This is a genomic window from Streptomyces sp. AC558_RSS880 (assembly GCF_019049255.1).
GTDB lineage: Bacteria > Actinomycetota > Actinomycetes > Streptomycetales > Streptomycetaceae > Streptomyces.
This window is the reverse complement of the sequence record NZ_JAGMUJ010000085.1, coordinates 20211-46935: the sequence shown is the minus strand read 5'-3', so window position 1 is coordinate 46935 and position 26725 is coordinate 20211. Positions and strand designations below refer to the sequence as shown.

12 protein-coding genes and 3 pseudogenes are annotated in these 26725 nt (G+C 70.4%); 4 read left to right on the top strand and 11 right to left on the bottom strand.

The features are described from left to right. Positions 1-273: 273 nt before the first annotated feature. The 9 genes and pseudogenes from KUM38_RS27165 to KUM38_RS27125 all read right to left on the bottom strand — a co-directional run bounded on the left by KUM38_RS27165 (position 274) and on the right by KUM38_RS27125 (position 9869). Complete coding sequence (locus KUM38_RS27165) at positions 274-1119, bottom strand: hypothetical protein (protein WP_217132877.1); 846 nt, start codon at positions 1117-1119, stop codon at positions 274-276. A gap of 85 nt (positions 1120-1204) precedes the next feature. Then, positions 1205-1585: a RidA family protein gene (locus KUM38_RS27160; RefSeq protein ID WP_217132875.1), complete on the bottom strand. Its 381-nt coding sequence runs from the start codon at positions 1583-1585 to the stop codon at positions 1205-1207. A gap of 47 nt (positions 1586-1632) precedes the next feature. Further along, entirely contained in the window at positions 1633-3126 is a 1494-nt protein-coding gene (locus KUM38_RS27155; protein WP_217132874.1) for a carboxylesterase/lipase family protein, read from the bottom strand. A gap of 20 nt (positions 3127-3146) precedes the next feature. Beyond that, on the bottom strand, positions 3147-4061 hold the full coding sequence (locus KUM38_RS27150; protein WP_217132873.1) for an MBL fold metallo-hydrolase: 915 nt from the start codon (positions 4059-4061) through the stop codon (positions 3147-3149). Positions 4062-4414: 353 nt separating this feature from the next. Further along, positions 4415-6670 (bottom strand): FUSC family protein, encoded by a 2256-nt coding sequence (locus KUM38_RS27145; RefSeq protein WP_217132872.1) that lies wholly within the window; start codon positions 6668-6670, stop codon positions 4415-4417. Positions 6671-7029: 359 nt separating this feature from the next. Further along, entirely contained in the window at positions 7030-7926 is an 897-nt protein-coding gene (locus tag KUM38_RS27140; protein WP_254397813.1) for a transposase family protein, read from the bottom strand. A gap of 252 nt (positions 7927-8178) precedes the next feature. Beyond that, positions 8179-8373: pseudogene (locus KUM38_RS43700) on the bottom strand (IS5/IS1182 family transposase); the annotation flags it as partial. Between the two features lie 18 nt (positions 8374-8391). Continuing rightward, the gene (locus KUM38_RS27130; protein ID WP_308409057.1) at positions 8392-8997 is read right to left on the bottom strand and encodes a TetR/AcrR family transcriptional regulator C-terminal domain-containing protein; all 606 of its coding nucleotides are present in this window, start codon (positions 8995-8997) and stop codon (positions 8392-8394) included. 32 nt (positions 8998-9029) lie between these two features. Then, positions 9030-9869: an NADPH-dependent oxidoreductase gene (locus KUM38_RS27125; protein WP_217132864.1), complete on the bottom strand. Its 840-nt coding sequence runs from the start codon at positions 9867-9869 to the stop codon at positions 9030-9032. 712 nt (positions 9870-10581) lie between these two features. Here KUM38_RS27125 and KUM38_RS27120 point away from each other — a divergent pair. Next, entirely contained in the window at positions 10582-10842 is a 261-nt protein-coding gene (locus KUM38_RS27120) for a hypothetical protein (RefSeq protein ID WP_217132863.1), read from the top strand. 400 nt (positions 10843-11242) lie between these two features. Here KUM38_RS27120 and KUM38_RS27115 read toward each other — a convergent pair whose 3' ends face one another. Continuing rightward, a complete protein-coding gene (locus KUM38_RS27115; protein ID WP_217132861.1) occupies positions 11243-14026 on the bottom strand; it encodes a LuxR family transcriptional regulator in 2784 nt (927 codons plus the stop codon). A 377-nt stretch (positions 14027-14403) separates the two neighbouring features. Between KUM38_RS27115 and KUM38_RS27110 the strand changes: the two genes are divergently transcribed. From KUM38_RS27110 to KUM38_RS27100, 3 genes and pseudogenes are all read left to right on the top strand, one after another. Then, on the top strand, positions 14404-17112 hold the full coding sequence (locus KUM38_RS27110; protein WP_217132859.1) for a GDSL-type esterase/lipase family protein: 2709 nt from the start codon (positions 14404-14406) through the stop codon (positions 17110-17112). Between the two features lie 278 nt (positions 17113-17390). Next, positions 17391-17894 (top strand): annotated as a pseudogene (locus KUM38_RS27105) (transposase); the annotation flags it as partial. A 36-nt stretch (positions 17895-17930) separates the two neighbouring features. Beyond that, positions 17931-18597 (top strand): annotated as a pseudogene (locus tag KUM38_RS27100) (transposase). A 148-nt stretch (positions 18598-18745) separates the two neighbouring features. On the opposite strand, the gene KUM38_RS27095 reads toward KUM38_RS27100, so the two are convergent. Further along, positions 18746-26725: a beta-ketoacyl synthase N-terminal-like domain-containing protein gene (locus KUM38_RS27095; protein WP_254397812.1), complete on the bottom strand. Its 7980-nt coding sequence runs from the start codon at positions 26723-26725 to the stop codon at positions 18746-18748.

The window sequence follows — 26725 nt, the reverse complement described above, 5'->3', positions numbered from 1 at the left end:
ACAACACCCGACGCCGTCACTCCCGTCTCGGACACCGCAGCCCGATCGCCTACGAGACGGCCTCCCGAACAACATCAACTACGCTGGCACCAGCCGCATAACCCGTGTCCAGGATTCGGGGTCAAGGCCCGAGGCGGGTATGCCCAAGACCGGGGCGATCGTGCTGGGCCGAGCTTCCGCTCGTGCCGCAGCGCGCAGATCCGTGCTTCGGCAGCCGTGGGGGCGCGGTGTGGGGTGGTCCGGGATCGGCACGGATTCACCTGCCGACGCCCCTCATAGGCTGCATTTCCCGGCGGCGAGGGCCGTGATCGCGCACTCGGCGGCGTGCCGTGCCGCGAGCGCGGAAGGGAAGGGCCCGCAACCGTGGGAAGCGCGGCCGGTCGGTCCGTTCGTGATACGCCACTGCCAGGCAGTGTGTGCGGCAGGGGGTGAGGGGTAGTGCCAGACGGGCTGTGCGGAGGAGGGTGGGTTCTCCGCGTTCTGGACCAGTACGTCGTGGACCACTCCGCCAATCACGGTAGAGGAACGCCTCACGTTGTCGTCGGTGCTCCAGGCCAGGGGCGTCGGGGAGGACTCCGACACTTCCAGGAGGACATCGGCGAGGTCGGCCAGAGTCCGATACAGCGCGGCACGAGCCGTGTCGCTGTGGTGACGGCCCCACCGGCATGGGGTCCGTTCAGCGATTTCGTCCACGATGACCTGCGCGGCGATGTCGTCCAGAGAGTCCGGCTGTTCGAGGCGTTCTCGCGCCAGAGATGCGGTGGCGCCCCATGCGAGGTCGTCGCGGGTCATGGCGGTACAGCGTGCCAGCGTCCACAGGTCGGCGGGCCCCAGGTCGTCGACCGTGTGCTGGATGCAACGGGCGACCGCGTCCGACAGGGGCGGGACGTGGGCGTTCAGGAAGCCGGCGCGCACCTCGGTGGCCGCGCTCACGTCGCCCGGTTGCAGCGCGCCCAGCGGCAGCGAGGTCGCTGCGTGCAGTACGCGCCCGTAGACGCGCCGTGCCGGATGAGGACCGGAGGGCGGTGCAGGGCGCCCCGACAGGGAGCACAAGGCGTCCAGCAGTTTCGCCGGTGCAACCCTCAGGTTGACGCACGCTCTCGACAGGCGATCATCCATCGTGTCCCTCTCCTCTTTCAGGGACGGAGGCCGGTCTGGCGCGGTCCCGGGGGCCGCGCCAGACCGGCCTTGCCCTGGAGCCGAGTCAGTCGTCCAGGACTGCCAGGGCGTCGATCTCCACGAGCAGTCCCGGAGGGAGCTGCATGTAGACGGTGGTGCGGGCGGGGAACGGTTCGCCGACGGCCGCCGCGTACGCCTCGTTCAGCTCGGGCAGGTGGGCGGGGTCGGTGAGGTAAGCGCGGAGCATCACGACGTCCTCCGGTCCGGCGCCGGCCGCCTTGAGTACGGCGGTGACGTTGCGCAGGGTCTGCGTGGTCTGCTCGGCGACCGTGGTGCCGACGACCGCGCCGGTGGCCGGGTCGACCGGGAGTTGCCCGGAGACCTGAAGGATCGGGCCCTTGCGGATGCCCTGGGACAGCGGGGCTGCCGGAGTGGGTGCGTTCTCGGTGGTGATGACGGTTTTCATGGTGTGTCCTTGACGGAAGGGCGCACAGAGCGATCTGTGCGACGGGGTCAGGCCCAGGCCTGTCGTTCCTGGCTGCGGGGGTCGTCGACCTGGGTCCACTCGGCGTCGATGCGCATCGTGGTCCGGCGTGTGGTGTCGTACTGGTCCCAGCCGGGGTTGCCGGTCCTGGCGAAGCGGATCCAGGCCTCGTGCGTGCGGGTGGCGAGGTCCCCGGGGGGTTTGCCGGGGCCGAGCAGGGCGCCCTCACCCGCCAGCTGCGGGAGTTCGGCGATGTCGAAGACGAAGGGGAGTTCCATCGTGTGGGTGGCGCCGAGGTCTCCGCTCAGGGCCTGGGAGCGCCAGGCGAACTCGTAGCTGAACGTGGCGGACTGGGGGTGGGCGGCATGTGCGCCGACCAGGGCCCAGCTACCCGCTCCGAACAGCGCGTCGCCCATGATGGCCGACCGCAGCTCACCGAAGGACGCCTCGGGGCGGGTGGTGCGGTACGTCTCCACGAGCTGCGCGGGCTTCGGGTGCGAGCGCGCCGCCGTATCGTCGACATCGTCGGCGGTCGAGGTGGCGTACTTGTCCACCGGGACCAGGTAGAGGTTTCCCTCCTCGGTGTTGGTCCCGATGAGCAGGTCGACATCAGCGCTCAGGCCGGCGCCGACGGAGACGGCAGGCTGTGTGTCGAGCACCAGGCTGAAGGGGCTGAGGCCGATCAGCGGATCGTGGTGTGTCTCGGTCTGCAGGTCGATGCCCGCGAGCCGGGAGGCGGCCTCCACCAGGCGCTCGTCGGAGATGTCCGCGAAGGCGTCGGTGTGCGGCTCGATGCCCAGTTCCTCGGCCGCGGCCTTGGTGACGCGGGCGGCCTGCTCGGTGGTGAACGCGCCCAGACCGCTGCCGCTCTGCACGATCGCCCGGCGGAACAGGCCCGCGGCCTCAGGGGTGGCGAGGATGCCGCCGACGACGGTCGCCCCGGCCGACTGGCCGAAGAGGGTGACGTTGTCCGGGTCACCGCCGAAGGCGGCGATGTTCTCCCGCACCCAGCGCAGCGCCGCGACGACATCGAGCAGGCCGCGGTTGGCGGGCGCCCCGGGGATGTCGAGGAACCCGGCGATGCCCAGCCGGTAGTTGAGTGTGACCAGGACGACGCCGTCGCGGGCGAAGGCGGACCCGTCGTACAGCGCGGACCGCGTCGATCCGGCGACGAACCCGCCGCCGTGGACGAACACCATCACGGGCAGGCCGCTGTCCGCGGTGGTGGGCTGGAAGACGTTGACGGTGAGGTAGTCCTCGCCGCGGCTCCAGCCGGCGCCGAAGTAGGGGGCCATGTCGATGCTGCCGAGCTTCCGCTCGGACTGCGGGGCGTTGGGGCCGGGCACGGTGGCGTCCCGTACGCCGTCCCAGGGCTCGTGCGGCTGCGGCGGGGCGAACCGGCCGGCGCCCATCGGAGGAGCGGCGTAGGGGATGTTCAGGAAGGTGGCGGTGCCGTCGTCCTGACGGAGACCGCGGACGGCTCCCTGTGCGGTGGTGACGACGGGCTCGGGTTCGTGGCTCACAGCTATGCCTTTCCGGGGCGTCAGCCCTGCTCGGAGTACGGGGCGAAGGGCGCCCAGCCCTTGATGTCGAACGTGTTGCCGTTACGCGCGATTTCGGCGGCACCGTGACCACCCAGGTGCGCGGGGATCAGGAGCGCGTTGTTGTCGGCCGCCCAGCCCAGCACCTTGCGGCGGGTGGCGCGGGCGCCCGCGGGGTCCTCGCAGAAGCAGCTGTTGGCGTCCGGCTCGACGATCTGCACCGGGTTGTGCAGCAGGTCACCGACGAACACCGCGCGGTCCGTCCCGGAGCTGAGGGTCAGCACGGAGGAGCCGGGGGTGTGTCCGGGAGCCGCGTCCAGGCGCAGGTCGGCGTCGATTTGATGGCTGTTCTCCCACAGCAGCGTCTGGCCGGCCTGGTGCACCGGGGCCACGCTGTCCTCGAAGACGTTCTGGTTGCCGCGGCCGAGCAGCGGCTGGTGGCCGTTTGCCGGGTTCCAGAAGTCGAAGTCGTCCTTCGGCATCAGATAGGTGGCGTTGGGAAAGGTGGGAACCCAACTCCGCCCGTCCAGGTACGTGTTCCAGCCGACGTGATCGATGTGCAGATGCGTGTTGATCACGATGTCCACGTCCTCGGGCTGGACACCTGCCCGGGCGAGGTTGGCCAGGAAGTCCGTCTCCAGGTGGCTCCAGACCGGCGCGTACGGGCGCTCCTTGTGGTTGCCCACACCGGTGTCGACGAGGATGGTCTTGCCTCCGCTGCGCAGCAGCCAGGTCTGGATCGCGGAATTCACGATGTTGGTCTCGGAGTCCAGGAAATGCGGGGCCAGCCAGTGGACGCCGTCCTTCCAGACTTCCTGCGAGCTTTCCGGGAAGAAGGCGTGGGGCTCCATTTCGACGGACCCGTAATATTCCCAGACGCGGGTGATGGAGACGTTGCCGAGCGTGATCTGTTCCATGTGATTTCCTTGGAGTTCGTAGGGTTTACCCAACCGTACGAGCGGCTTCGGCGGGCGCGGTATCCGTCACGTGACTGCACCGGTGCGTACGGCTCCGAACAGGGACTTTCCCTCTTTTAGGCCAGGTGAAAGGCGAGGCGGCTCCCCGTTTCCAGTTCCGTTCCCGGATGCCTTGTGGATGAGCGCTTGGCTACCTCGCCGCGTTCACGAGACGGCAATCGGATCCGTATGCCCGCTTGTCGGCCGTGTCGTGTGCGGTGGCTGTCCCTGCCTTTCACACCGACGGCTTTGATGCCTGCAAATCAGCAAAATGCAAGGGTGCGCGGTCACCCCGTGATGCGTTCTGGCGGGTGTCAGACGGCTTGGGCGTTGCATGGGTCCTCGAGATCGACGCAGCGCACCGCGACAACCGGGGCCGGCCCGTGCGGCGACGGGATGTCAACGCTCTCGGGCGGGACCATGGTGGTGCGGCCGGGGTCCGGGACGAGCGGGTCCGCAGCTCGCACCAGCGCGGTCAAGGTCGCGTCGAGGCGACTGATGTGCTGCTGCAGGCGACACTCCGGCGACGGCCGGCTGCGGCTGACGCGCGGCTCCTCCGAGAGCAGGGACAGTGCCCTGACGACTCTGGGGCGTGCCGTGTGCGAGGAGAATCCCGGTCGATGGCCGGTGACGCGGATCAGGTGGGCCACGGTCTCGTGCGCACGGTCGGCCGCGGCAGTGAGGCGGGAGGCGCATTCCGAAGCATGGCCCGCTGGGAGACGCTCGGCCGTGGCGGCCAGGCTCCGTGCGTGGTACGCGCCGGCCTCGAGGAGTTCCAGCAGGTGGCGGGTGTGGTGCCGTCGGCCGCGCTGCGGATTGAGCGGATGGGTGAGAGGCAGGCAGGCCTTGCGGAAGGACTCCAGTGCCTGGTCGAGGTCGTGTGCCGCGCGGACCCAGTTCGCCGGGGTTTCCGCGTCCGTGCTTCCTGACGCGATGGCCTGAAGGAGGCGGTCGAGGACGCGCAGGAAACCGACCAGCTCCTCGTCACTGGCCCGGCGGACCGTGGTGGGAAAAACGAGGGTGGCGGCGAGGATTCCGCAGGTTGCTCCCAGTGTGGTCTCCTGGACACGCAGAAGCAGCACGTGCGTCGAGAAGGTGTCCATCAGCGCGAGCAGCATGCTGAGTGTGCCGGTGATGAAGAACGTCACGGCCCAATAGGCCCGTGATGGGGTGTAGAAGATCCCGAACATGCACAGCAGGAGCAGGATCAGGAGGACTGGGCCGTCTCCACCGACCAGGGCGGCGAGGCCGTAGCCGAAAATCACGCCGACGACAGTGCCCGCCAGCCGCCGGGCACTTTGCAGCAGCACCTCGCCGGTGCTCTCGGTCCTGATGAAGACGACCCATGCGGTCACTACTGCCCAGTACCACAGGTGCGGAGACAGGAGATGACCGCCCGCGACTGCGAGGGCCGAGGCTGTTGTCACCTGGACCGCCTGGCGGGTGGCTTGTCGCTTCAGGCTGTCGGTGTCTGTGTCCCTGCGCGGTACCGCACCCAAGGCTGATGGGGCGGCTTTGTAAGGAGGTGTCCCGAACCCTGCTGGGCGGCCGCGTGGGCCGAGAACCCGCAGGGCTGTGGTGAGTTCGTCGACCGCTAGGAAGCAGTCCTGCACATGTGCGGAGCCGGCCGGCCGGTTCGCCGGGCCGCCTTCGTCCCTCTCCTCGTACTGTTCGGATGTGCGGGCCGTTCCCGCGGTGACCCGGTGCCCGAGAGCCCGGATCCGCTGCGCGAGCCGCTGCCGCGCCCTTCGTTCCGCCAGATCGTCGCGGGCCGCCGGTGTGCGGACCGCGCGGACGGTGAGTACGGCCAGGCGCTGCGCGGCCACCTCCACACGACCAATGTGCCGCAGCGGGGCCTCGGTGCCCTCGTCGACTGCGCGCTCGTCGAAAAAGTCCTCGATCAGCAGCGTGGCTGCGTGCAGTCTGTCGAGGCGCTCCTGCAACAGACGGCTGCGGGTGCCGTCGTCCTGCCCGGTGGCGACCACCGAGGCCGTGTCCCGGAGGACGTCGTACAGACGCACGCCGAATGCGTGCCGCAGCCGTCTCAGAGCTCCAGCCGCCGTGACGGGGCCGACGCAGTACCACACGGTCGTAACGGCCCCGAAAGCCACGAGTACCGATGCCCCGAGTTGCGGAAGCTGGTCTGCTCGGGCCTGGACGAATTGAGACAGCAGGAAGAACATGAACCCGAAGATCCCCAGGCCCAGCCCTCGTGAGCCGAACCGGCGGGCCTGAACGGCGAGGTAGATCACCACCAGAAAGATCAGTTTGGCTGCCGTCGGGTACGGCGTCAGCACAGCTCCGGCGGCCAGGGACGCGAGAGAGAGCGGAGCGCCCAGCCCGAGGGTGATGAGCTGGTTGCGCGGATGCAGGTCGCTGATCGCCAGTGACGTCGTCATCGCGGTGAAACCGCCGACCACCAGCACCGTTTCGGGCGCTCGCAGCGCTGTCAGCACGGCAAGTGCCGCGGCTGTGCCGAGCACGGCGCGCATCGCGGAGGTCAGACGCGTGAGCCCGGGGTCAAAGGCGGCGCAGCGGTCCCACAGTGCTGCCGTTGTCCTTGCCACCATGGTGCTCCGTAGGTCCTTTCGCGGGTGCACGACCGCCAGGGGTGTCTCGAGGCTCTGGCCGGCCACCGCCCGCTTCGCCAGTCTCGGTACGCGGGGACCCCCTCCGGTATGCGTCAGGTGACTGCTCTCGGAGGTTCTGCAGCACGCAGGTGGAGGAGCGTGGGGTAGCTCGCAGTGGTCTGGACGGTGAAACGAGACAAGGCGTCCGTTGTCGGCATTGACGACCGCGCGGCGCCGGACGGGTCTGTACCCGTGGACAATGGCTTACGGTTCAGGGGGCCAGGCAGTGCACGGACTTGGGACGGACAATTGCCAGGTGGCCGAGGGACACTCGACACCCGGAGCGTCTTCGTCAGGCCTCAGGTTTCCGCGCCCTGCGCGTTCGCTCGGTCGTTCGCCCGTTCAAGAGCTGCCTCGTGGGCCGACTCTGGATCGGCCATGCCCAGCGCGGTCAACACCCGCGAAAATGACAATCCTAACGAGCTCGTGCATGGTTCGCGCGGGGCATGGCGACGGGGCATGCGGGGTGTTGCGCACCCTGCTGAGGCAGGGTGCGGTGACGGTCGACGGATGGACGCGAGTCCCGCGACAGCGGGGACGAGTTCGTCGAAGAGTTCGCGTCGGCCGTGGTGGCGGGCCGGAGCCCGCCAATTGTTGAGGTGGGCGATGCCGTGCTCGACGCGGACCGTTGCGATGAGTGGGCCTTTGGTTGCTGGGTGAACCCGTTCTTCCCACCAGGTCGGGGCGTTCTTCTTGATTCTGCGGTGCGGTGGTGTGATCACCTGGCCGACGGTCTGGGCGCCCAGCCCTTGGTAGCCGGCATCCGCGAGGATGCGCAGGCCTCGGTGTCTGCCGAGTAGTTCGACCCGTGGGCTTGGGTGATGTCTGGGCAGCTGCCAGGCTTGAGTGCGCCGCCGGACAGCAGCTGCCCATGGGTATCGGTGACGGCCAGGACTTTCACCGCGTTCTGCCTGCCCTGGCCGGAGATGCAGCCAGCGGTCGCGGCCGTCGGTGCCGTGGACGGGGCGACGGACGCGGATCTCGGTGGCGTCGATGATGGCGCTCTGTCCGCTGGCGCCGAGATAGTCGACAACAGCAGCAAGCGTGTGCAGTCGGATGGCCGCTACGACCACGCAGCCACGCTGGGCCGGCAAGGGGCGTATCTCGCCGATCGCGCGGGTGTTGGCGGAGCGGTCCGCCCCGAACCAACAGGCCGACACGGACTGCGTCACCCCGTGACGGAAGTGGACGAGCATGGCGAGCAGCCGGTCGACGAAGACCAGCTTGTAGCGGGCTCCCGCTCCTATCGCTCGTCGCCTGGGACGTCCCGCAGGGTGCCGATGCCACTGGCGGCCCACAACGGGCCGGTCTCGGCGACGAGTTCAGCAATAACGCTCCCGGCCGGACCAGTGATCCGCGGACCATTGGCGATCACCGCACGGGCAACGCTCCCCATGGGACGACCATGCCGCCCCGCGGCCCAGACGCCAACCATGCACGAGCTCGTCAGGGTCCGTCATCACTGATCTTGTCCAGAGTAGGAATGACGCGAGACTGACCGCTGCCTCGTAGGAGGTGACGGTCTTGTCGTATCTGGTGGCGATGCCGCGGAAACCCTTGAGGCGGTTGAAGCACCGCTCAACTACGTTGCGACGCTGATAGATGTGACGGTCGAATGCCGGTGGCCGCCCGCCGTGACGGCCGCAGTTGTGCCGGAGTGCTCACGGCCCACCGGGGTGGGTCCGGATCGCTTCCAGCCCGCCGATGACCATGGCCACGGAGAACTCGGTCGCGGTGGCCAGGTCGTAGCGCGAGTGGTCCACCGATGCGGTGTAGGCGGGAAGGGTCTTGCGGATGTGGTCGGACATGGCCGGCGCCGGCAGCCCCTGGGCGAGACCGAATGCCTGGAACTCGACCATGGCGACGACCAGGCGTAGCTGGTCTCGCCGGAAGCCTCCTTCGATCAGTGCGGCGAACATCGGCTCGTAAACCGCGATGGAACGGTCGCAGGCCACGGCGGTGGTGGAGAGGAGCGGCAGGATGCGTCGGTGCCTGGCGTACAGGGTGGTGAGCTGGCGCAGGAGGTTGGCCACGGCCTCGCGCCAGTCGTGTGCGGGTCCGACGGGTTCCATCTGTTCCAGCATCCGCAGCCGGGCGAGGTCGATGACCTTCGCCCGGCCTGTGACATGGGAGTAGAGCGAGGACGGGGCGACGCCGAGGTGCCGGGCCAGCTGAACCATCTGGATGTCACCGGTGCGGTCGACGAGTTCGATCGCGCCGTCCGCGATGCGTGTCGCGGACAACAGCGGCGTCTTCGGCCTGGCCACGCCCGGTGCCCCCACTTCCTGTCGAATGCCCTTCAGCGCAGCAGGTAGCCGCGCTCCTCCAGCGTACGGCGCAGGTTCTCACGCCCGTCCATGTAGTCCAGGCCCATGCCCACCACGACGGAATGGCTCCATGTCTTGTCACGCAGTCCGTACTCGGCGCGGAAGTCCTTGAACGCGGTCTCGTAGTCCTCGATCCATTCCTCGGTCGGCCGTGTCCGGTAGCGCTCGCGGTGCAGCACGACGTCCTGCGCCGGGCGGGGATGTACCGCGCTGGGGCGGTGCGGGTCCGGGGTGCCGATGGCCATGCCGAACACGACATAGGCGTACGAGGGAAGTCCGATCAGGTCGGCGAGCTCCTTGGCATGGTTGCGCAGCGAGCCCAGGTACACGCCTCCCAGGCCGATCGCCTCTGCCGCGACGAGACCGTTCTGGGCGGCCAGGGCCGCGTCGATCGACGCCATCAGGAAGGCGTCGACGTAGTCGGTGACGACGGGCTTGCCGCCCTGCTCGACGCTGATCGCGTGGTTGCGCGACATGTCCGCCACCCACAGCAGCACGCTGGGGGCCTGGGCGACGAACTCGAACCCGGTGAACTCCACGCCGTGTGTCAGCCTCGCGAGCTCGGCCTTCGTCTCCGGGTCCGAGACGGCCACGAGACTCCACTGGTGAAGGTTCGACGACGTGGAGGCCGACTGGGCGGCTGCCACCACCGTCTCCAGAGCGCCGTCGGGCAGCGGCTCGTCGGTGAACGCGCGCACTGAGCGGTGCGCGAGCAGCGCTTCGATCTGCTCGTTCCAGATGATGTTCTTCGGCGTCGCTTGCTGCCCGTAGCGGGCTTCCAGGAGTGCGTCCCGCTGCGACGAGTCGGTCATGGCTGTCCTTCCGTTATCCGAATCAGATTCGGTTTCGGCAACCACCAGCCGGCCGGGTTCATTCCCCGCTGTCCCGGCCTGTCGGCAAGAAGCTGGACAGGGCCCTGAGCCAAGGGCTGCGTACGGCTTCCGTCGAGGTGGAGGGGAGTCGTCGGACGAGTAGGTGAGCAGCCGGTGTCGGCGGAGTCGTCGGCCCGGGCCCGGACGATCTGGGGCTGCGTGATCCGCAGCTGCCAGAGCATTTCGCGGGTGGTGTCAGGGCTGGTGGTGTCCGAGGGCGTCACCGTGGTCGTCACCGGGAGCCCGAGGCGGCGACCGCGATGTGTCTCTTGCGGCCGTTGATTCCCTTTCCGGCGTCGAAGCCGCAGACTCTGGAGTCGCAGGGGCGTCGTCGTGGCCGGTACGGACCCGTCGGCGGAGCTGGTCGGCCGACAGGTATCTGCGCCGGCGTATTCGATTCCTGGGAGTCGGGCCGAATGTCCGAGTCCCGAGTGACGAGCTGCGCGGCACCGCGATTCATGTTCCCGCCGCCGCGTCGGCAGGATGGGACCATGATTGAGATCCGCACACCCCGTCCTCTGCTGCGCCGATGGCTGGACGACGACGCTGTCCACCTGTCCGAGATCCATGTCGGTCCTGCGATGATGCAAGGCATCGGCGACGGCAGGCAACGCTCCCCCGGGGCAGACTGCCGGGGACATCGAGGCGTGGGATGAGAAAGGCTTCGCTGATCGGCCGTGACTTCACGGCCGCCGCCCCGGGGCGGAATCTGGTCGGTGTCATCACCGACATCCCCACCAACGAGGGCTGGCTGTATCCGGCGACGTGGCTAGACCTGGCGACTCGCGAGATCCTCGGCTACTTGATGGCCAGCCCCCACCGTGCATCCCCCGTGGTCGACGCACTGACGATGGCACCGGCCGCAGAGGCCCCCAGCCCGGCTGCATCGCGCACTCGGACAGTGAAAATGTGAAGTACCGGATATTCCGGGCCTCTTGACCCGCACAGCGATGGACGCGCCAGGATGCGGGTGCCGGGATGCTCTCGCGGCCTCCTGACTCGCACTCCGATCGACCGTGCTGTCCTTCCTCGGACTTGCCGGTGGCCCGGGAGCATCCCGGCCAGGCGCTCGCCTCGCCGAGGGGAGCGTCTTCGCGCTGCTGAAAGCCGAGATCGGCACCTGCCGCCGGCCCGACCGGACCACGGCCCGCGCTGAGATTCTCACCTTCATCGAGACCTTCTACCACCGCAAGCGGCTGCGGAGGCGTCCAGTGTGGGGCTACCTCACCCCGCTGGAGACCCGGCAGCGACACGAGCAAGAACACGCCCTCGCAGCGTAAGCATCGAGTGTCCACTATTACGGGAAACTGCACTCAGCCCTGGACGCCGGTACCCGACAGGATGCCTTCGACCACGTCGCGGAGCTGTGAGCGGGCGGTGATGCCGAGCTTGGGGAACACCCGGTAGAGGTGAGAACCGACCGTGCGCGGTGAGAGGAACAGCTTTTCCCCGATCTCACGGTTCGTCAGGCCACGGGCCGCCAGCTGGACGATCTGCTGCTGCTGGGGGCTGAGTTCGGCGAAGGCAGTGGGTACGACGTCGCCGGCCTCGATGCCGGCGGCGCGAAGTTCTGCCTGTGCCCGCTCGCCCCACGGCTGCGCGCCCAGCCGCTGGAAGGTTTCGAGGGCGGCGCTCAGCAGCGGACGGGCCTCGGCGATACGGCGCTGCCGCCGAAGCCATTCCCCGTAGTCGAGCTGTGTCTGCGCCCGTTCGAACGGCCACTGCTCACCTGCGGGTTCCTTGAGCGCCGCGCGGAAGAACAGCTCCGCGTGCTCGGGTTCCGCCAGCAGGGCGCGGCCCCGGTCGATCAGTGTCCTCACCCGTGCCGACATGCCTGTACCGAGGCGCCGCGCCGACCGTTCCAGTAGCTCTGCGGCGTGCTCCTGTCGTCCTCGGCGGACGGCCGCCGCCGCCAGTTCGGCCAGGAGGGTGTAGGAGACGTGGTAGTGGACCGGATCGCCGTCATCGGTGAACGCGGAGCGGAACTGCGTGTACGCGGTGTCGTAGTCGCCCTCGGCCACGGCCGCCATCCCCAGGGCCCGACGCGCGAAGACCGCGACGGAGCGGCTCTCCAGTGGATCGACGAGAGCCAGGGCTCGTTCGACGAGCCGGCGTGTGGTGGCCGGGTCGCCCAGCAGAGCGACCACCGTGGCATCGAGTGCGTGAGCACACGCCTCGGCATGGTCGAGTCCGGCCGACGATGCCATGGCCGCGATGTCAGTCGCCACCGAACGGGCCTCGGCCCATCGGCCCTGCTCCAGGTGGGTCCAGCCGACCGCGCATCCCAGTCCGTCCGGGAGCCATCCACGGGCCTGCCACTGGTCGAACGCCTCGCCGAAGGTCCTGGCGGCGAGGGTGGTCTGGTCGAGCAGCCAGGCGACGATGGCCAGCGCGGTCAGGCGACTGGCGTCACCCTTGGCCTTGGCGATGAGCCCGGGCAGGGCCGGTGTGAGGAAGGCTCCTGCGCTGCTGGGGTCGGAGACGGCCAGGACCCAGGCGCGCAGCGCCGCTGCGGCGGCATCGTCGGGCACGCGGGAGAGCAGGCTCTGGATCTGTCGCTGTTGGGACTCCTCGCCCGAGTAGTAACAGACCACCGCCGCCGCGGCCAGCGCGTCGAGAACGAGGGGCGACCGGGCGTCCGTCGCCTCGTCGGCAACACGCATGAGCAGAGCGAAGGCTGCTGTGTGATGGGAGCCCAGGGACATGAGCTGTCCGGTGGCCAGCGCGGCTTTGCCCAGCAGTGCCTGGTCGTCGGTGCACTGGCGGACTGCGGCGGCCAGTTGTTCCACCCAGCCGAGTTGACCGGTGAAGACGGCGGTGGTGGCGGCTTCGGTCAGAAGACGGGCCCGGTCCTCGCGGCGCGGGCTGAGTTCCGCGGCGCGCTCCTGGGCCGCGGCCGCGGCCGCGAAGCCACCCCGGCGCCGGGCCCGGTCGGCCGTCTGCTGCAGTGCGGCCGACACGTCCTGGTCGGGGCGTACGGTCGCGGCGGCGAGGTGCCAGGCGCGGCGGTCGGGCTCCTCGCGCAGCAACTCCGCGAGAGCGAGGTGGGCCCGGCGGCGTTCCTCGAACGACGCGGCATGGTAGACGGCGGAGCGGATGAGCGGGTGACGGAAGGAGATCCGGGATCCGTCCTGGCGTACAAGATCGGCCCGGTCCGCGGGTACCCATGCCTCGTCGTCCGCCTCGGGAAGTCCCACGGCCGCCGCCGGAGCGTCCGCCGCGTCGGCGGCCGCGAGCAGCAGCAGGATGCGGCGGGTCGGTTCCGGCAGGTCCGCCGTGTGCCCCGCGAAGATCCGCTCCAGTCGGTCGGTGACCGGCAGCGGGCCCTGCACGCCACTGCCCTCGGGGTGCCGGATCGCGGTGGCGTGGGTCAGTTCCACCAGGGCCAGCGGGTTGCCGGCCGCCTCCTGGAGGATCCGCACCCGGGCTCGGCCGGTGGGCGGCGTGGGTTGCCGGTCCAGCAGTAGGTTGGCCGCCTCAGCGTCCAGCGGGCCGAGTTCGAGGCGCTCGTATCCCTTGTCGAATCCAGGCAGGGCGGCCGCGGTGCGGACTCCGACCAGCAGCGTGACAGGCTCACTGTCCATGCGTCGCGCCACGAACGCGAGAACGTCCAGTGATGCGCGGTCGATCCACTGGGCGTCGTCGACCACCACCAGCAGCGGGGCGGTTTCCGCCAGGTCCGACAACAAGGTCAGGACCGCCAGACCGACGAGCATTGCGTCGGGAGTCTCCGCACACTCTTCGAGCCCCAGGACGGCTCGGAGCGCGGAGCGCTGCCGCGACGGCAGTCCCTGCGCTTCAGCGAGTACCGGGCGCAACAACTGATGAAGACCGGCGAATCCGAGGTGCGCCTCGGATCCGCTCCCCACCGCCCGCAGCACTCGGCCACCCGCGCCCCGTGCGCGATCGGCCGCGAGGTCGAGCAGCGTGCTTTTTCCGGCACCGGGGTCACCCGTGACGATCAAAACGTCGCTGTGGGACCGGTCAGTGCCCACACGCCGGATGATTTCTGCGGTCTCGGCTTCTCGGCTCACCACCGCCGGACCGGAATTACGCGTCGAGCGCTGGCCCCCACGAGCCCTTCCATCGTTTTGCACGGATGCTCCAAGGAATCGAGATATCCCAGACACTAGCGTGGTGCTACGGCGGCAGCGGTATCGAACCCAGCTCAGAGCGCTCAGAGCGCAGTCGTCGTCCGGGGCACCGATGCAGTCACGTGACGCATACCCCGACTGTTCGTCGAGCCGCAGAATCGTCAAGCGGGCACGGCCGCGTCTTTCCGGGACGGCGGGCAGGAACGGCCGTGCGTCGCCGGTGGTGTCGTGCCATCGACGACGAGGATCGCATAAGCCGACACCCTCACCGGAAGGCGCTGTCATGGTTACTGGACGCTCGTGGCTGGTCGGCTCGGGTCCGTACGGCATGCGGTCGCTTGTACGCCACTTCTACGCAGTCGACTTGATTGGGGACGTTCATGAGAAGACCCGGGTGGCTGACCGCGCTCGTCTTAGCAGTGACGCTGATGACGGCAGGGATGGCGGAACCGGCCGAGGCGGCTGGGGAGGCGTGTGCCACGGCTGGATCGAACTTCGCCAGCCAGACGATCGCGGAGAGCACGGCGGCGTTGCGGATGGGATGCGCCCGCGACGCGGGATCGCTGCGGCCGCTGGCGGACAGCGACACCGACATGGTGGCCGCCATCGACTTCAACACCGCGCAGCGGCCGGACGAGTGGCAGCGGCAGATGTCGCAGATGGTCGACACGGTGCGTGCCGACAAGGACAAGGGGCTCACGCTCAGCGAGTCCTTCGACCTGCAGGCGCAGAAGAGCAACGTGGACTTCTACGACCGGCAAAGCGACGTCCGGTTCGACGGCAGTATCCAGGTCGTCGGCGACAGCCTCGTCATCGTCATACCCACGGGCGAGGTGAACGCTTCGGCGAACTGGTGGCAGAAGTTGGTTGCCAACATGGTCGGGACCGCGGTGGGTGTCGTGTCCGGCGTGGCGTGCTTGACCTCCTTCTCCGTCTTCGCCCCCGCCGCGCCCCTCGCCGTACCTACCTGCGGGGCCATCCTCGGCGCAATGACCGGGCTCGTCACTGACCTGATGAACGCTTACTTCGACGGACGGTCGCTCGGCGACGGGACGGTCTGGGCTGAGGCAGTCACCCAGACTGCGTGGGGCGCTTTGACCGGGCTCGGCACCGGGGGGCTGGTGGCGTGGGCATCCAAGGGGGTGGTCTCGCTGGTCGACGTGGTGGGGGAGACCATGAGGAACTTCGCCCTCAGGCTCGGCTCGTGGTCTGCGCCGTTGCAGCGCATCATAGACTCGTTGCCGGACTTCGGGGGGTACTTGAGATCGTACATCGAACGGGCGAGCCGGGGCCTGCGACCCGCCGCCTGGCCGTCGACGATCCGGGTGATGGTGGTCGGCGACTCGATCAGCCAGGGCCACGAGGGCGACTACACCTGGCGCTACCGGTTGTGGCAGTGGTTCCAGGAGAACAACATCTCGGTCGACTTCGTCGGTCCCTACCACGGCACGTTCACCCCGGACCAGCCCTCCCCGCCGAAACCGCCGCCCTTCGTCGGTGAGAAGCCGACGGACCAGGGCATCCGCGTCGACGGCGGCTACGCGGCCGGGGTCGCCTTCGACAGCGACCACTACGCGCACTGGGGCAGACAGGCCGCACAGATCAAGGACGACATCCGCCGGCAGGTCGAGACCTATAAGCCGGACCTCATCCTGCTCGCGGCCGGCTTCAACGACATGGGCTGGTTCGTCAGCGACGAGAACGGCACCCTGGACAGCGTCGAGACCATCATCGACCAGGCCCGCGCGGCCCGGCCGGGGGTCGACTTCGCGGTGGCCACCGTGCCGCACCGGTCGAAGATCGGCGGCCGGGACGACCTGATCACCAAGACCGACAACTACAACCGGCTGCTCGCGAACGCGGCCCCCCGGTGGAGCAAGGCCATCTCCCAGGTGGAGGTCGTCGACTGGCAGAAAGGGTACTCCTGCGCCCCCGCCGCCTGCCCGGCCGCTTACGACGGCCTGCACCCCAACGCCTTCGGCGAGTACCAGCTCGCCATCGCTTTCGAGCAGACCCTGCACGACCGGTACGGCCTGGGCCGGGCCCCGATACCCTTCCCGCCCGAGAACCTGCCGGTCCGGCCGACACCTGTGCCGGCCGGTCTGAAGGCCGAGTCCAGCCCGCAGGGTGTGACGGTCACCTGGGACCCGGTGTACGGGGCGTTCGGCTACGACGTGCGGTCGCGGATCGCCGGCCAGACGGCCTGGAGCGAGGGCCGCGTCAACAGCAACCGGACCGACACCACCTGGACCGTCGACGGCATCCGGTGGGAGTACCAGGTGCGCACCGTCGGCGGTGACAATGTCAAGGGCTCCTGGTCCGGCACGGTCAGCGCGGTCGCCCACCCGAAGACGGCGCCGCCGCCGCGGATCGTCGCCAGCCGGCCCATCGGCCAGGACGGCATCGAGCTCGAGATCGCACCACCTGACTACCCCACCACCATCGACCGGTACGAATTGATCCTCTTCGACAAGGACACGCCCGGTGCTTGGCTCACCGGCACCGGCTTCCGCGGCAACAGCGTCAAGGTCTACGGGCTGAAGCCGGGCCACCGCTACCTCGTCGCGGCGGCCACCTGGAACGCCGCCGGCGGCGGGCTGCCCACACTGGCCCGGCCGGTGATGGTCGGCGGCGGCATCCCGGCCACCCCGACCGGCCTGCGGGTGACCACCGTCGATCCCACCACGGTGGAACTGGACTGGAACGGCGCGGACGCGGCGGCCGGCTACCGGCTGTGGGTCTCCAACGTCAAGGACGGCGGCACCACCCCGCCGGAGGCCGACGAGAACATCATCGAGGACACCCACTACGGCGTCGGCTTCCTGTTCCCGGGCGTGTGGAACTTCGAGTTCTGCGTGACGGCCGTCAACGGCTCCCTCGAGTCCGACAAGTCCAACTGCGTCATCCCGCCCCATCCCGACGGCAGCGCGCCGACCAACCCCGGCAGTAGCGCGCTGAACCTCTCACCGAGCGCTCGTACCGCGGCGTCGGACGCGGTGGACATCGGTTCGCTGACCGCCCTGAGGAACCCTGACGGCACGGGAAGTCCCGTCGCGGTCGGTGTCGGGGTCAACGGAGGTGATCGCTAACCCGGCCTCGGTGTCCCGTGGTGCTGCCGCGCATGCGGCACCACGGGACACTGGTGGCGGATCAGCCGACGGCGAGGGCGAAGACGTGCACCGCCACGCTGCCCATCACCGCCCCCTCACTGATATCCGGCAGGGTCACGTACCGCGATCTTGCCGGCCTCCAGCGACACGGCCGCGTAGTACACGCCTGCTGGACCTGACGTTCACGACCACCTCGCGCATGGACTGCCGGGACTGTAAATCGTTCGGTGTAACTCCCGATCATGGAAGATGCATCGATGACCAGTGAGAACGTGGCCGAGCACGAGGCCGGGGAGTCGGCAGCGGCTGTGTCGGCGAAGGCCGTGGACGACCAGCTGATCGACGAACTGGTGGTCCGGGCCCAGGCCGAGGGTCTGCAGCTGACCGGGGAGGGCGGGCTGCTGCAGCAGCTGACGAAGCGGCTGCTGGAGTCCGCTCTCGAAGGCGAGATCACCGACCACCTCGGCTATGACAAGCACGACCCGGCGGGCAAAGACGGTGGCAACTCCCGCAACGGCAAACGCTCCAAGACCGTGCTGACAGAGGTGGGGCCGGCGGAGATAGCCGTGCCCCGCGACCGGGACGGTTCCTTCGAGCCGAAGATCGTCAAGAAGCGGCAGAAGCGCCTGCCCGGCGTCGACGAAATGGTGATCTCGCTGGCCGCGAAGGGCCTGACCACCGGTGAGCTCCAGGCCCACCCGGCCGAGGTCTACGGCGCCGACGTCTCCCGCCAGACCATCTCCACCATCACCGACAAAGTCCCCGTCGGGCGTTGTCACGTTGGCTGACCGGCCTGGATGATCTTGGAGTTGGTTGTGCCGGGGAGGGGTTCGCTCGTGTCGTCCGCGTCGCCGTCGTACAAGGGGCACCGGCACCCGGTCGAGGTGATCGCGCACTGCGTGTGGCTGTACTTCCGTTTCCCGCTCAGCTTCCGCGAGGTCGAGGAGCTCGAGCGCGGTGTGCTCGTCTCCCGTGAGACGGTCCGGCGCTGGTGCGCGAAGTTCGGGCAGATCTACGCGAACGGCCTGCGCCGCCGACGCCGACGGCGCCGTCCTGGACATCCTCGTGCAGAACCGGCGGGACAAGGCCGCGGCCCGGCGTTTCTTCCGACGCCTGCTGAAGACGACCCGCACGGTGCCCTGGGTGGTGGTCACCGACAAGCCGCGCTCCTACCGAGCGGCCCACCGCGAGGTCATGCCCTCGGTCGAGCACCGCTCGCACAAGGGCCTGAACAACCGGACCGAGAACAGCCACCAGCCCACCCGGCAGCGCGAACGCGCCATGAAAGGCTTCCGCAGCGTCGGCGCAACCCAGCGGTTCCTGGCCGCGCTCAGCGGCATCTCACCCCACTTCCGGCCCCGCCACCACCTGATGACCACCCCCGGCTACCGAGCCGAGACGACCATCCGCTTCGCCGTCTGGGACCAGACCACCCGCGCCGCCGGCCGGCCCGTCAAGGCCTGAGCACCGGCCCGGAACCCGGCCCCTCCCCACGCCCCGACGCGCCGCCAGAGACCCACGCACCCAATAATGTGACAGCGCCCCTCAGAGGTACCTACGGCCGGTCCACTTGGCGGGAGCCGGCACCGTACCGGACCCCGGGTCAGGCATCTCAGTCGGGGAGAGGGCAACGCACCACCACCACGCCCGCTTCGTGTTCGACCCGCACCGGCCAGACCGTGCCGGGGGCACCGGCCACCCAGGCCGAGCGCAGGTCGGCTGCCACCTCGATCTGTCCGGGATGGGCCCTGGCCAGGCCGGATACGTGCTCCTTGACGGCGATGCGCGTGCTGCGTTCGGGTAGCGGAAGACCGGCCGGAAGCCGGTAGATCCGTGAGGTGGTGCCCGGCAGGGTGTCGAGCCGGCGGACCGTGTCGACGGAGAGTGTGGTGATCCCGTCCCGGGTGCTGGACAGACTGGCGGTGGGGACATACCGGAGGCCCGTCGCGAAGGCCCTGCGGTCCCGCAGCGGCGCCCGTTCGATCCCCGGCAGGCGCACCAGGATCTCCACCAGCCTCAGGCGCGCCACGACCCGGGTGCCGATCTGGGCCTGGACGTCGATCACCGGCAGCAGGTGGTGCCCCTGGTCGAAGCCGGCGAACCGGGCCTCGACCCGCAGCTCACCGCTGGTCGGCAGCGGCTCATACAGGTCCAGCCAGGGTAACCGGTGGGGGTAGCCGACCAGGTCCTGGGACAGGCCAGGAATCCACCGCCAGAGCGACTGGGACGGGATGGCGTGCAGGAAACCGTCGAGCAGCCCTTGCCCCAGCTGGCCGAACGGCGTGGTGCCCCGTCCGGCGTCGAGCACCGCGCTGGAGCCGGTGGAGCCCACGGTCAGTGAGGTCAGGTACTGCAGCGCCGGGCCGTGGAACAGCTCCGCGGCCTCGTACGGGTCCGGCTGCGGCCGGCCGTCGGGGAGCGGAGGAAGCAGGGCCGGGGGAGGCCCCGGCACGGTTCCGGTCAGTACGGTGGCCTCGCCGACCACCTCGTACCCGGACAGTTCACCGGCCTCCCGCCAGACGGAGAGACGAACCGCGGTCCCTTCCCCGGCCGCCGGTTCGGCGTCGGTACGGATCCGCGTGGGGCCGGGCAGGGGAAGCCAGCGGTGCAGCTGAACCTCGCGCAGGCCGACGACCGGTTGACCGGTCAGCCTGGCCGTGGCGATGGCGAGTTGATCCACCGTGGTCATCAGGGGCACCGCGGGAACCGCGAAGTTGGGCCGGTGGTCGTCCAGCCAGGTGTCCACTGCCGGGTCCAGCTCCAGCTCCCGCACGGCCGGATGGCCGTCGACCACCCGGACCCCGATGCGGGGCAGGTGGTAGATGCGACGTCCGTCGATCCACAGCCAGGCCTCGGCACGTACGTATCGGCCGCGCGCGTCGGTCCCGTACTCGGTGATCTCGGCCTCGAACGTGACCACGCCGTCGCTCGGCACCACCTGGCCCCGGTAGAGCCAGCGCACCTCGTGACCGACGGCCACGGACTCGAAGCGTGGGGCGGTCAGCCCGGTGCCGGCGTCGCGTTCGAGGAGGTACCACTGGAGCAGCTGGACCACACCTTCGAGGCCGAGGGATCCGGGTTGTACCGGGTCGGTGAAGAAGTGGGCGCGGAAGTACCAGTCCCCGGCGTCGACCTTGCGCTCGGCGCGCAGCCGGCCAAGTCCCGCCCGTCCGGCATCGGGCCAGTACCCGGTGATTCGGTCCAGCATCAGCAGCATCGGTCCGGGCAGCCGCAGGGAGCCGGAGCCGTAGCGTTCTTGACGATGCCGCAGCTCCACCACCCGGTCGCAGGGTTCGGCCAGCCGGGCGCGTTCGGTGGCGGTGGGGGGCAATCCGGGCTGCAGGGCGAACGAGGCCGCCGGGAAGTACCCGAACTGCGTGGACAGTTCCATGAGCGGCAGCAGGGCGCCGGTCTCGTCGACCGCCTCGCAGGAGACCTCGAACGGGACGAGGGTGACGCCGTCGAACTGCGAGAGGTCCCCCAGCTCGACCCTGGTGCGCAGGGTGCGGGTCCCGGCCGGGATGTCCCGCAGGACGGTGCCGGTCCCCTGCAGGTTGCGGAAGAACAGTTCGGGGGCGTCCGGTGGTTGCGGCACGAGCAGGCTCGCGGCCATCCCGCACGGTTGCAGGACCACCTCGTTGAGCACCGCGAACGGCATCACCCGGGTGCCGTTCTCCTCGAAGTACCAGGCCTGTTCCGGTACGTCGTACTCGGCGACCAGCCAGGAACCCGGGCGCGGCCGGTCCGGTTCGAGGCCGGCGTCGACGATGCGGGTGACGAACAGGTAGGGCGGGCCCGGCAGTCGAGCGCAGCGCTTGCCGCCGTCGAACCGGGTTCCACGGGTGCCGAACGTGCTGGGCCGGCCCCAGGCTGCGGCCAGCATCAGCGGGAAGTCCGCGCTCCGTCCGGCGAGAGTGGCCGCCGCCGGGTCGGGGTACAGACCGCGCAGGCCACCGAGCACCGGTAGCGGCACCGGTGCCCCACTGGTCTGAACGGCGGGCGGCCCCAGCCACCGCCAGTACTCCAGGGGCCAGTCCGGGACCAGTGCCAGCCCCACCCCGGAGGCGTGGAAAGCGGGCAGGCCGTCCACCGTGCAGAGCAGGTCGGCACGGAGCGTGGGCCGAGGATGGGACGACAGTCCGCTGACGAACACCTCGTAGCGGACCCGACGGCTCTGGGGGGTGACCTGCCCCCGGCAGCGCATCCGGTAGGACTCGTCGGACACCGGCTCGAACCGCCAGCCGTCCCGGTCAAGTGTGAAGCCCAGCGCGGCCAGATAGAACGCCATCGCCTGCACGCAGCCCTCGAACATGAGCGTGCCAGGCATGCAGGGATCGTTGTGGAAGTGGCCGTCGAAGAACCAGTCGTCAGGCCGGACCTCGCTCTCCGCACGCAGGTAGCCACGACCCCAGGGGCCCCCGGCGGGGTCGAGTTCGCTCACCTCGTCCAGCAGCCACAGCCGGCCCTCCCCGGGAGTCGGGGTACGCACATGGGCGCGCGACACATCCCAGCCGGGGCCGAAACAGTCCGCCGGTCGGCCCTCGGCGAAGGCGCGTACGGCGTCGGGACCGAAAGCGGTGGCGGCCGGAGGAACAGCGGGCGGGTCGACCGCCCCTGCCGGTGACGGTTCCGGGCTCCAGAGCACTCCTTGCGAACCGGCGAGTTCCGCGTCGGTGAAGTAACCGGCCTGGCCCTGGCGTACCGACAGCCGCAGCTCCTCCCCGACGTAGCAGTCGCTGCGGAAGAAGAACAGCCGCACGCCGTCGTGTTCGGCATGGCCCTCGACGTGGATCTCGTACCGCAGCGTCTCCCCGACGGCCGGCCGCGGTCCGTGGTACGTCACCTCGCAGCCCAGCAGCCGGTAGACCCGGTCGCCGTGGTCGAGCAGGTCCGCCCCGAGCCAGCTGATCAGCAGCAGGTCGGCCTGGCCGGCCTCGATGAACAGGCCCGCGGGCATCCGGCCGGCCGGATCCAGGTACCAGGCGTCCGGGGCGACGTAGGTCTCTGTGTGAACCGTGCCGGTGGACATCGAGCCGGGTTCCGCGTCGAGCCGGGTGACCCGGTCCACCAGGAGCATCGGAGGGCGCGGCAACCGGGTCTGCCGTCGCTTGTGGTCCTGCGCGCGGAAGGCGGGACCGAAGACGTCGGAGATCCGCCCGTGCGCCAGGTACTCCAGCCGGGCACGGTCCAGGGGCAGCGACAGTCCCCGCGTGGGCCGCTCCGGTACTGCCGGTCGCCACGGCAGGGGCGGAGAGCCCGGTGACGGGATCGCCACCGGCGCGGGCTCGATGGCCTGCGGCAGGTGCGCGGGATCCGGGGCGGGGGACAGGGCTCGGTCACCGCCGGCCGTCACGGCGGTGATCGAGCCGATCACCAGCTGCCGGGTGCGGAGGAACGCCGCGTGAGCCTGGCCCTGCCGTTCCAGGAACTCCTGTTGGGCGACGGCGAGACGGGCGTGGTGGGCGGCGGCAAGTGCCGGCACCGGATCGTCGGCAGCGGCCACGGCCGGCGCCCGGTGGTTCGCAGGGGCAAGGGGCGGCACCGGGTGATCCGCAGCGGTCACCGGGCCGATCGACGCGGCTCGTGCGACGGGTACAGCTCTGGCACGCGGCGAGGCCGAGCCCTGGGCATCGGAGGGGACCGCCGTACCGGGACCGGCCGGCGCGCCGACCGGTTTCGTCGGTACCGTCGCCGGAGGCGATACCGGCGCAGGTTCCATCCGCTGCTCCGGATGATCTGTTCCGGGCAGCCGGATCGCGGGCGGGTGCGCCGGCAGGGTGATCGTCCTCCCCGGATCAGCCGGCAGCCTGGCGGCCGCTGTGAGCCGGTCGAACAGCGGCGCGGGATCAGGGCAGACCCCGGCGGCGACGAGTTCGGCGACCGCGTCGCACAGCTGCCGCAGGCCCCGTCCCGGCACATCGAGCGCCACCGCCAGGTGGTCCCGGTCCGCCAGGATCCGGCGGATCGACCGGGTGCGCCCGCTCTGCGGGCCATGCTCGATCAGCACGCGCACCCCGTCCGTCCAGGCCCGCTCGACCACCTTCGGGTAGTCGAGCGTGCTGGTCATCTGGGTGAGCAGCGCGTCCGCGACGTGGTCCGGATCGACCGGGTACGGCTCGCCGGTGGCCGCGCTGTAATAGCGGATACCCGGCGTGGGACTGGTCGGCCGGCGGTGCAGGGCGCGAAATGCGGCCGCGACCTGGTTCGCCTCGGGGGCGTGCGCCACCATCTGGTACCCGTCGGCCATCGGGAGCCCGGGGCCGATCCGGTCCAGCACGCGCCGGCAGGCCGCGTCCAGTCCGCCGATCACGCACGTGTCGGGCGAGTCGACGGCGAGCAGGTGGGCCAGTGGTTCGCCTGCCAGGGCGGCGCGCACGTCGGCTGGGGTCGCGTGCACCAGGTACTCGGCCCAACGCCCCCGCTCCTGGCCGTGTCCGCGCCAGAACCGGTGCGCCGCGCGGAACTCCCCGGACAGGTCGAACCGGAAAACGTCGCTGTCGGAGACCGCCTGGTACAGGCCGGCCGCGTCGGGCCACGCCCCGAGCACGATCAGTGCGGTGGACTCCCCGGAGGAGAAGCCGATCGCCGCGTCCGGCCGCAGCCCCAGCAGGCTCTGGGTGATCTCGCCGTGCAGGGCGGCGAGTTCGGTGGTGTCCCGGATCCGCGTCACGACCGGGACCGGGGCGGTGCCGGTGGAGTGCCGGGGCTCCGGCACCGGGACGGGCCGGGCGGCTTCCTCGGTGCGGGGGGCGCGCAGGGCGAGTCGTAGTTCCGCCCCGCACCCGGGATAGCTCGCCTGGCCGCTGGGGAAGACGAAAGCCACCTCTCCGCTCGTGGGGGCGTCCTGGTAGGCGATCCGGTCCGGGCGGGGCCCGCCGGACGTCAACCAGTGGCGTGCGACCGCCAGCCGTTCGCGCAGCGTCTCGGAGACCTGGTCGACCACCACCACGAGGCGAGCGGGACCGGTGTCGGACTCCCGTCCGTCGGCCAGTGCGGCCAGTACCTCGGCCCGATCGGCGCCGGAGAACACGTGGGAGCGGGGCGCGATCGAGGACCAGGGCAGCGGCGGGCCGGCCGGACGCAGGCGGACCGACATCGGGGAGGCGCCCAGGGGGGTCACCCGGGCGCAGGCGGTCAGGGGCGCGTCGGCGGGCAGCGCGGCCGCACCCGACCGTGGCACCGCCTGGTGGTGGACCGCGATCGCGGCCACCGCCACGGCGAGCGCACCGTGCGCGGCATGGGCCGTCCCGAACAGTTCGCTGTGGTCGTACCGGGCGGTGACGCGGGGCGTGGGCGGCCGGCCGGCCGGCTCGCCGTCCCCTCCGATCACGTCCCGGTCGTCCCCGTCCTCCTGGTTCCCCGCCCGGCCCCTGTCGATCTTGTCGCCGTCACGATCGGGCGGGACCTCGTGATCCCGGAGCCGGTGGGTCCCGTCCGTGCCTCCGGCGTCCGCGTCGCCGACCAGCAGGCCGGCGGGGGCCGTCCGGGCCGTCGCGTGGTCGAGCAACGCGATGACCTGGTCGCCGTCCTGCTCGGCGTCGGTCAGGCGTTTCAACACCAGGACGACGGCCACGTCACCACCGGGCCGGTGATCTCCCAGCGCGCCCAGCGCCGCCAGGTGCACGGGCTCATGGGACAGGTCGACCGCGCCGGCGAGCACCGCGTCCGCCTCCCCCGCCCGCAGCGCCCGCGCCCCCAGATCCAGGGCGACCAGGCCGGACGCCTGCTCCGCGCAGACCACATGGCTGGGGCCGCGCAGGTCCAGTTGGGCGTTGATCCGGTGGGCCACCAGGTTGGGCATGGTGCCCGGCACGGTTTCCGGGACCAGCGGAGCGCGGAAGGCGTCCGGCCAGTCCGGCACCGGAGCGGGCAGGCCGGAGGCGGTTTCCCAGCCCGGCGCACGCCAGCGGGCACCGGGACGCGCCGCCTCGGGGTCCGTGCCCATGCCGATCAGGACCATCGTCCGGTCGGGCGGCAGCCGGGTCGCGGAGGCGGCTTCCCGGGCCGCCTCCAAGGCAAGGACCTGCTGCGGCAACGCCTCGGCCAGATCGGCCGGAGGGAACCGCAGCCCGGCCAGCGCGACCTCGATGGAGCGCCGGGGGCCAAGGCTGGGCGCGCCGTCCAGGACCGCGTGACACAGGTCCCGGTAGCTGGCCCCCGACCCGGCCCGTGCACCGATCGCCACGATCGCCACCCGCTGGTCCACCCGTGGCCGGCTGGAAACAGGGCGGGGGGAGAGGGCAGCGGTGGATGCGGCCCGACCGGGCTCCCAGGCATCGACGACCACATGCGCGTTGGCGCCGCCGAATCCGAACGCGCTGACCGCTGCCCTGCGCCGCCCGCGCCACTCCTCGGCCTCCCGCAGCAGTCGCAGCGGCGTTCCGGCGAGCATGTCCAACGGCGCGTCCGCGTGCAGGGACGGCGGCCGCACCCGGGCACGCAACGCACCGAGAACCTTCAGCAGACCAGCACCGCCGGCCGCCGCGAGCGGGTGTCCCAGGTTGGACTTGACCGAACCGATCGGCAGGTCCACCGCATCAGCGAACACCTCACGCATCACCAGTGCCTCGGTCACGTCCCCGCTCGGGGTGCCTGGCGCGTGGCACTCGACCAGCGAAACAGTCTCCGGTGCGATCCCGGCCGAGGCGTAGGCGGCGCGCACGGCGCGCTCCTGACCGACCCGGTCCGGGGCCAGTAGGCCACCGCCCACGCCGTCGTTGCTCAGCCCGATGCCTCGGATCACGCCCAGGACCGGCATGCCCTGGGCGAGTGCGTCATCGAGCCGGGCCAGTGCGAACAGCACCGCGCCCTCGGCGGGCACCAGTCCGTCCGCCTCCCGGTGGAAGGGACGGCTACGGCCCGACCGGCTCAACGCGGTCAGCGCGCAGAACCCCTGATGGATGTAGAGGCTGTCGGCGGCGGCCACCGCCCCGGCCAGCACGAGGTCGGCGTCCCCGTCCCGCAGCCGGTCGCAGCCGGCTTTCACCGCGTACAGGGAGGAGGCGCAGGCGGCGTCCAGGGCATGACCGCCGGCGCCGAGGCCGAGCGCGCGAACGGCCAGATGGGCGGGGAGACCGGCCCCGAACCGGTTCAGGGGATCAGGGCGGAAGTCGTCGCTCGGCCCCGGCCGCCCCCAACCGGACAGCCACACGTGCTCGGCGTAACGGGCCATGGCCGTGGTCGGGTACGCCAGGTTGCCCAGGACCAGCCCCGCGCGGCCGAGATCGGGCCGGCCCGCCTCGTCCAACGCCTGCCGGCCGGCGTGCAGGACCCAGCGGAACACCCGGTCCAGTGGGGCGATCTCGGCCGGGGGCAGCTCGAACCCGGTCGGGTCGAACGCCTCGTCGAAGCCGTGGACGTAGCCTCCGATGTCGGTCCAGATCCGATCGGTGTCACCAGGTGCACCCGACACCCGTGCCGGCGGCACCCGCCAGCGTCCGTCGGGCACCGGTGACAGGGCGGAACGGCCTGCGGCGATCTGGGCCCAGAAGGTGTCCGGGTCGAGCGCACCGGGCAGTACACAGCCGCGCCCGACGATCGCGACCGGTTCGAAGAACGGCGCCTGCCGAGGAGTCGCTTCCGGAGAACGCAT